Annotated in this window: 8 protein-coding genes and 1 pseudogene; 4 read left to right on the top strand and 5 right to left on the bottom strand. The window is 61.9% G+C overall.

Going from position 1 to position 7158, the window contains the following annotated elements:
- The 4 genes and pseudogenes from tolB to tolQ form a co-directional block, all read right to left on the bottom strand.
- Positions 1-150 (bottom strand): annotated as a pseudogene (gene tolB / locus I8N66_RS34970) (Tol-Pal system protein TolB); the annotation flags it as partial.
- Positions 151-229: 79 nt separating this feature from the next.
- On the bottom strand, positions 230-1309 hold the full coding sequence (locus tag I8N66_RS34975) for a hypothetical protein (protein WP_113538645.1): 1080 nt from the start codon (positions 1307-1309) through the stop codon (positions 230-232).
- Between the two features lie 9 nt (positions 1310-1318).
- A complete protein-coding gene (gene tolR, locus I8N66_RS34980; protein ID WP_112807350.1) occupies positions 1319-1771 on the bottom strand; it encodes a protein TolR in 453 nt (150 codons plus the stop codon).
- A 27-nt stretch (positions 1772-1798) separates the two neighbouring features.
- Positions 1799-2521, bottom strand: a complete 723-nt coding sequence (tolQ, locus tag I8N66_RS34985; RefSeq protein ID WP_113538644.1) for a protein TolQ — start codon at positions 2519-2521, stop codon at positions 1799-1801.
- 295 nt (positions 2522-2816) lie between these two features.
- Between tolQ and I8N66_RS34990 the strand changes: the two genes are divergently transcribed.
- Together I8N66_RS34990 and ligD are read left to right on the top strand one after the other, a co-directional pair.
- Positions 2817-3077 carry a hypothetical protein gene (locus I8N66_RS34990; protein WP_113538643.1) on the top strand — a complete coding sequence of 87 codons (261 nt, stop codon included), beginning with the start codon at positions 2817-2819 and terminating at the stop codon, positions 3075-3077.
- Entirely contained in the window at positions 3061-4686 is a 1626-nt protein-coding gene (ligD, locus tag I8N66_RS34995; protein WP_291164420.1) for a non-homologous end-joining DNA ligase, read from the top strand. The genes I8N66_RS34990 and ligD overlap by 17 nt, the downstream gene beginning before the upstream one ends.
- A gap of 26 nt (positions 4687-4712) precedes the next feature.
- Here ligD and ybgC read toward each other — a convergent pair whose 3' ends face one another.
- The gene (gene ybgC, locus I8N66_RS35000; RefSeq protein ID WP_113540903.1) at positions 4713-5168 is read right to left on the bottom strand and encodes a tol-pal system-associated acyl-CoA thioesterase; all 456 of its coding nucleotides are present in this window, start codon (positions 5166-5168) and stop codon (positions 4713-4715) included.
- 124 nt (positions 5169-5292) lie between these two features.
- Here ybgC and I8N66_RS35005 point away from each other — a divergent pair, with 124 nt between their 5' ends.
- Together I8N66_RS35005 and I8N66_RS35010 are read left to right on the top strand one after the other, a co-directional pair.
- Positions 5293-6513, top strand: coding sequence for an NAD-dependent epimerase/dehydratase family protein (locus tag I8N66_RS35005; protein ID WP_113540902.1), 1221 nt, complete (start codon positions 5293-5295; stop codon positions 6511-6513).
- The coding region (locus tag I8N66_RS35010) for a glycosyltransferase (protein ID WP_291164426.1) at positions 6510-7158 on the top strand (649 nt) is incomplete at its 3' end. The genes I8N66_RS35005 and I8N66_RS35010, both read left to right, overlap by 4 nt.

Here is a 7158-nt window from a genome sequence, read left to right on the forward strand (position 1 = left end):
AAGGAAATCGGTAATCGCGATCGGCAGGGGTTCGACATTACCCTTGTTGATGTTGATTTCGACGACGGCGTTCGCCGGTGTCGCCGCGACAACCGCGGCTAACATGCCCGCGGCCACCATCAGGGCACGGAAAAGAGAGACCTTGATCATTGAGACAAGCCTTTCAGCTTAATACGAAGGGTTTGTGCGGTAGTGTTGGCTATCCGGCATGGTTCCATTCCCGGCAGCTCTAGAGTGCGAATTCCGAGGGATCGAAGTTCAGCACGAGGGTATTCCATCCTTTTTCGCCATCATATTTTTCAGGTGGCAGATTCTGTAGAGGCGACGAGCGACGGAGCGCGCGCAGCGTGCTGCTTTCAACAGCGCGGCGCGTTCCCTCAGGCCCGCCAGTTGCAGTGACCTCGGGCGTACCGACGATGTTGCCGGCCGGATCCAACTGCACCCGGATCGAGACGCGGACTTCCTGAACGCCGGTCAGGCCGGGCGTCAGCGACCAGTTGCCCTGGATCTGACCCTTGACGCCATCGATCTCGTTGGCGCTGAGGCCCACGCCGATCGTCTTCTTGCCGCCAAGAGCAGCCTCCTGCGTCGAGCGCTTTGCGCCGCCAGCAGACGGATCCTGCCGGTTGAGCAGGGCCGCGATCTCGTCGGCGTTGAACTTGCTATCTTCAGTGGAGGCCGCCTTCTTCTGTTCCTTCGGCGTTGCCTCGTTCTTGCGTTCAGGCGTCTTGGCGCTCTGGGCCGGCTTTTCAACCTTCGGCTTGGCCGCCGGGGTCGGCACCTTTTCGGGCAGCGCTTCGGCTTCCGGGTTCTCGGCCGGCTTTTCTTCGGCCGGCGCCGGATCGGGCTTCGTCTCCGGCTTCACTTCCTGCTTGGGCTCCGGCAGCGCCGCGACTTCAGTCGCAGGTTCGGATGCCGGCTTGGTCTCCTCGACCTTCTTGATTTCCTGTTCGACCGGATCAGGCGTCGGCTCGGGCTTCTCGTTCTTCTGCGGAGAGGCCGTGGCTTCGCTCTTCGACGGCTTGGCGTTCGGCGTCGGCGGCGTCTTCAGGTCGGTATCGTTGTCGCCGACGTTCTCGGCGGGCTGGTTCGTCTCCGGCCGCTTGGTCGGCACCGGTGACGACGTCTCCTTCTTCGGAGCCTTCTTGTCGCCCTGCTGTACCTGCGTCATTTCCGAATAGGGAACGATGTCGACAGGCAGAGCCTCGACGTCGGCGACCTGGAAGTCAGCCGGGCTGCCGAGCGACACCATCGCCCAGGTCAGAACCAGGGCGTGGAGGACAGCAGATGTAGCGAGACTGCCCTTCATCGTGGACGATCACTTTTCCTGTTCTTGCAGCGTGACGAGGCCGAGGTTCTTGAAACCTGCAGCCGAGATGCGGGCCATGACCTTCATGACCGTGCCGTAGTCGGCGTTGGTGTCGCCACGCACATAGATGCGCTCGTTGTAGCCGGTGGTGGCGATCGCCTCGAGCTTCGGCACGACCTCATCGATCGCGATCGGCGTTTCCTGCAGGTAGATCTCGCCGGCCGGGTTGACCGAAACGGTAATCGGCTGCGTATCGGAATTGAGCGCCTTGGCCTGCGTTTCCGGCAGATCGATCGGCACACCGACCGTCATCATCGGTGCCGCCACCATGAAGATGATCAGCAGCACGAGCATGACGTCGACGAACGGCGTGACGTTGATTTCGCTCATTATGGCTTTCTTGCCGCCGCGACGACGACGACCGCCGCCCGAACCTTTGGCTCCGCCAACCGACATACCCATCAGCGTGGTCTCCGTATTCTCTGGCGATTACTGCGCGGCCTGGCGCGGGTTCTGCAGCTTCTCGTCGATCTGCCGCGACAGGATGCCAGAGAACTCGTCGGCGAAAGCTTCCATGCGTGCCGACAGCTTGCCGGCGTCTGCGGAGAACTTGTTGTAGGCGATAACCGCCGGGATAGCGGCGAGAAGGCCGATCGCGGTGGCGAGCAGCGCTTCGGCGATACCGGGCGCCACGACTGCAAGGTTGGTCGACTTCGAGCCGGCGATCGCCTGGAAGGAGGTCATGATACCGACGACCGTACCAAAGAGGCCGATGAAGGGTGCAGCCGAACCGATCGTTGCAAGCGAGCCGAGGCGGGCCTCCAGCGATTCCGATTCCCGTGCGAGCGTCACGTCCATGGCGCGGTCGATACGCATCTGCAGGCCGATCGGCGACCGGGCCCCGCGCTCGAAGCTCTTCTTCCATTCGCGCATCGCGGAAACGAAGATCGCTCCCATGCCAGCGGTCTGCCTGTCGGCGAGCGTCCGGTAGAGTTCTTCCAGCGACTGGCCGGACCAGAACACCTGCTCGAAGCTGTCGAGCTGACGGCGCACGCGGCCGTAGTTCAGCGTCTTGTCGACAACGATCGCCCAGGTCCAGACCGAGGCGGCAATCAGCCCCAGCATGACCAGCTTCACGACAAAGCCCGCTTGCATGAACAGCGACCAGAGGGTCACATCGTGCGTCGCAGCGGCCAATCCAACCTGTTCCATCGTCTTCAGTCCCCGAATCCAAACACCCGGCAAGAGCGGTTCATGCTCGTGACCGGGTAGCCCAAACGTCCTGTTTGCAAGAGTGCCCGGCACCGCCGCAGATCGCACCATCGCGACCTTAATTAGCTTTAGGTTGCCTTCTTGCCGTCAATTTTGGTCAAAGGATGACGTGCACTGCACAAATCCTGATGCAGTGATTAAGACACCATTATGGTTAAGCAACCGTTACCGTGCTGTGTCTTTGCAGTATCACTTGGCTGCCGGAACTTACGTCAGTCAGGCACGTTTCTTCGCCATGGCCGATCAGACGACACGACAGCGCGACAAACGCTCTTCCTCTCCGCATTTCGATCCGCGGGACCGACTGATCCTGGCGCTTTATGCCGAACTCAGGGCCGAGCGCGAGACCCGCGCAGCCCTGGAGGACGCGCTTGCCCACGGGGTGCTGTCGGCCGAAGTCCTTCAGGCGATCATCGCCGATCCGGTTCCCATCGTCACAAGCGGCGACATCGCCCATATCGCCTGGGCGGAGGCGGGTGATGGCCGCACGCCGTGACCCGCTCGCCGAATACAACAAGCGCCGCGACTTCGCCTTGACCCGCGAACCCAAAGGCAACCCCGGTCGCAACCGCTCGGGTCGCAAGCGCTTCCTCGTGCAAAAGCACGACGCCACGCGTCTGCACTACGACTTCCGGTTGGAGTGGGACGGCGTGCTGAAAAGCTGGGCGGTGACCCGCGGACCGAGCCTCAACCCGGAAGACAAGCGGCTTGCAGTCAGAACCGAAGATCATCCTCTTGCCTATGGCGATTTCGAAGGAACGATCCCAGAGAAGCAATATGGCGGCGGCACCGTCATGTTGTGGGACACCGGTTGGTGGGAGCCGGACGAGGATCCCAATCAGGGACTGCGCGACGGCAAGCTGACGTTCAATCTGCATGGCGAACGCATGCAGGGCGGATGGGCATTGGTGCGCATGCGCCCGCGACCGGGCGAAAAGCGCGAGAACTGGCTGCTGATCAAGGAGCTTGACGACGTCGCCTCGCGGGATGGCGAGGCTTTGCTGGAGGATCACCAGACGAGTGTCGCCACCGGCCGCACCATGGACGAGATCGCCTCGGGAAAGGGCGAAACGAAGAAGCACGTCTGTGCCTCCAAAGAGGAGGACAAGGAGGGAAAGGCCGTGACAGCCGAAACGACGAAAGCTGCAACGAAACCTCAGAGCAAAGCGACAAAGCCGGCAAACGCGAAGCAAGCCTCGTCCGACGAAACCGTTCTCGGCGTGCGCATCACTCACCCGGACCGCATCCTGTTCGAGGGCCAAGCGATCAGCAAGCTGGACCTCGCCCGCTACTACGCGGTGGTTGCCGACCGCATGCTGCCCTATGCCGCCGAACGGCTGCTCTCGTTCGTGCGTGCCCCACAGGGCGTCAGGGGGCCACGCTTCTACCAGAAGCATGCAGGCGACGGATTTCCCGACGAGATCAAGGAAGTCGCGATCACGGAAAGCTCAGGCGAGACGGAAAACTACATGTATGTGCGCGATGCCAAGGGATTGGTCGCCGCCGTCCAGATGGGCACGCTGGAGTTCCATATATGGGGATCGCGCGTCGACAAGCTGGAAAGCCCCGATCGACTGGTCTTCGATCTTGATCCTGATGAAGGTCTCGACTTCGAACTGGTCAAGGGTGCGGCCATGGTCCTGCGCGATGCGCTCGATGAGATCGGGCTGAAATCGGCTCCCATGGTCACTGGCGGAAAGGGTGTGCATGTCATCGTGCCGCTGACGGCCCGGGCAACCTGGCCGCAAGCCAAGGCATTCGCCAAGAGTTTTGCGCAAGGATTTGCCGATCGCGAGCCCGGCCGGTTCATCGCCACGATGTCGAAGGAAAAGCGCAAGGGGCGCATCTTCATCGACTGGCTGAGGAACGAACGCGGCTCGACCGCGATCGCCCCCTACTCCACCCGAGTGCGGGCCGGCGGCCCCGTCGCCACGCCCATCAGCTGGAGCGAGCTTACCGCCCTCGAAGCCGCCAATGGGTTCCGGATCCCGGACATTCTCGAACGGCTCGAAAGCGGGACGGATCCCTGGCAGGACCTGACAAAGGTCAGGCAGTCCCTGACCAGAAAGATCATGGACAAGCTCGGGGTGAACGAGCCGGACTGAGCCTTGTTTGCCGCAGCCGTGCCGGGCTAGCCGGCACTCTCTTTCGCATGCTGGAACTTGTAGGCCAGCGCCTCCGGTAGCCGCCGCGGGCGGCCCTGGCCGTTGATGACGGCGATGATCACCTTGGCGGCGATCAGCAACTGCTCACCGCGGCGGATTTCCTGTTGCAACACCATCTTGGCACCGCCGGCCTTCTCCGTGACCGTGGTGATCGTCAGGATATCGTCCATGCGCGCCGGCAGCTTGAAGTCGATCTCCATGCGATGCACGACGAAGACTAGGCCTTCGGTGTCGCCCTCGATCGCCAGCGTCGCCTGTTCGACACCGAGCAGCCGCAGGAAGTCGGTGCGCGCGCGCTCCATGAAATGCAGGTATCTGGCGTGATAGACGACGCCGGAAAAATCGGTGTCTTCGTAATAGACGCGCTGGATCAGCCGATGGCCGTTTTCGGTCAGTTCGCCTGCGAGCGAAATCAGGGACATGCTCTTCTCCGACAAGAATTCCCGATTCCTGTGCAGGAACAAAATGCCATTTGCAAGCATTGCAGCGTTGTCACAATCCTATCCTATCACGTGACGGACTTCCTTCTCGATCTGGAGAACGTGCATGAAGATCGCGATCCTTGGCGGCGACGGCTTCGTCGGCTGGCCCACGGCCCTTCACCTGTCCGATGCCGGCCACGACGTTCATATTCTCGACAATCTCTCGCGCCGCTGGATCGATACGGAACTCGGCGTGCAATCGCTGACACCGATGGATTCGATCCAGGAACGCACCCGCATCTGGCACGCCGAAACCGGCCGCCGCATCCACTTCAACCTGATCGATCTTGCTCGCGACTACGAACTGCTCAAGAACTGGCTGGCCGAGCATCGCCCGGATGCGATCGTGCATTTTGCCGAGCAGCGCGCCGCCCCCTATTCGATGAAGAGCGACCGCCACAAGAACTATACGGTCAACAACAACGTCAACGCCACGCATAACCTGTTGAATGCACTGGTCGAACTCGGGCTGGATACCCATCTGGTTCATCTCGGCACCATGGGCGTCTACGGCTACTCCACCATCGGTGCCGCCATTCCGGAGGGCTACCTGCCTGTCGGCATCGAGACGATGGGCGGCGAGACCGTCAGCCAGGAAATCCTCTACCCGTCCAATCCCGGCTCGATCTACCACATGACCAAGTGCCTGGATCAGTTGCTCTTCCAGTTCTACGCGAAGAACGATGGCCTGCGGATCACCGATCTTCACCAGGGCATCGTCTGGGGCACCCACACCGAGCAGACGCGCCGCCACCCGCAGCTGATCAACCGCTTCGACTATGACGGCGACTACGGCACCGTCTTGAACCGCTTCCTCATCCAGGCGGCAATAGGCTATCCGCTGACCGTACACGGCACCGGCGGCCAGACGCGCGCCTTCATCCATATCCAGGATTCGGTCCGCTGCATCGAACTGGCGCTCAAGAGCCCGCCGGCCCGCGGCAGCCGCGTCGAGATCTTCAACCAGATGACCGAGACCCACCGGGTGCGCGACCTCGCTGAGATGATCGCATCGATATCAGGCGCGCAGATCGCCTGGTTGCCGAACCCGCGCAAGGAAGCCGCCGAGAACGAACTCGTCGTCCACAACGAGAAATTCCTGGCGCTCGGCCTCAACCCAACACGGCTGCAGGACGGGCTTCTGTCGGAAATCGTCGATGTCGCGAAGAAATTCGCCTATCGTGTCGACAGAACGCGCGTGCCCGCCGTCTCCGCCTGGACCAAGGACATCGCGCCGCTGATCAACCACGACCCAGAGGGCAAGCGGCTGAAATCCGTTTCATGACATCGAACGATCCTTCGGAGGGGCTCTGCCCCTCCTCGCCGCCTTCCGCCGACCATGCCTACGTGACGCTCGTCACCAATACCGACTATGCGCTCGGCGCCCGCGCGCTCGCGCGCTCCATCCGGCTCACAGGCACCAGGGCGGATATCGTCGTGCTCCACACCGGCGGCGTTTCGATCGAAGCACTGGCGCCGCTTGCAGAATTCCAATGCCGCCTGGTCGAGACCGACCTGTTGCCACTCTCCGACGCCTTTAACGCGCGTCATCAGCGCCGGAACGTGCATGAGAAAGCACCCTTCACCAAGGGCCGCAAACCGGAGTTTCACTCGCCGCTCGACAATTTCTGCAAGCTCCGACTCTGGCAGCTTAGCGAATACCGACGCTGTGTCTTCATCGACGCCGACGCGATCGTGCTCAAGAACATCGACCGGCTGTTTGCCTACCCGGAATTCTCTGCCGCGCCCAATGTCTATGAAAGCCTCGCCGACTTTCACCGGCTGAATTCCGGCGTCTTCGTCGCCGAACCGTCACTGGCGACATTCACGCAGATGCTCGCCCGCCTGGACGCCCCCGACGCCTTCTGGCCGCGCACGGACCAGACATTCCTGCAGACCTTCTTCCCGGACTGGCATGGCCTGCCGGTGA

The sequence above is a fragment of the Ensifer sp. SSB1 genome, assembly GCF_016652895.1.
In the GTDB taxonomy this organism is placed as follows: domain Bacteria; phylum Pseudomonadota; class Alphaproteobacteria; order Rhizobiales; family Rhizobiaceae; genus Ensifer.

Excerpts from the sequence above, each read along its gene's own strand:
- ybgC (WP_113540903.1), bottom strand. The coding sequence starts at position 5,168 with ATGTCCCTGATTTCGCTCGCAGGCGAACTGACCGAAAACGGCCATCGG.
- I8N66_RS34990 (WP_113538643.1), top strand. The coding sequence starts at position 2,817 with ATGGCCGATCAGACGACACGACAGCGCGACAAACGCTCTTCCTCTCCG.
- I8N66_RS35005 (WP_113540902.1), top strand. The coding sequence starts at position 5,293 with ATGAAGATCGCGATCCTTGGCGGCGACGGCTTCGTCGGCTGGCCCACG.
- I8N66_RS34975 (WP_113538645.1), bottom strand. The coding sequence starts at position 1,309 with ATGAAGGGCAGTCTCGCTACATCTGCTGTCCTCCACGCCCTGGTTCTG.
- tolR (WP_112807350.1), bottom strand. The coding sequence starts at position 1,771 with ATGGGTATGTCGGTTGGCGGAGCCAAAGGTTCGGGCGGCGGTCGTCGT.
- tolQ (WP_113538644.1), bottom strand. The coding sequence starts at position 2,521 with ATGGAACAGGTTGGATTGGCCGCTGCGACGCACGATGTGACCCTCTGG.
- ligD (WP_291164420.1), top strand. The coding sequence starts at position 3,061 with ATGGCCGCACGCCGTGACCCGCTCGCCGAATACAACAAGCGCCGCGAC.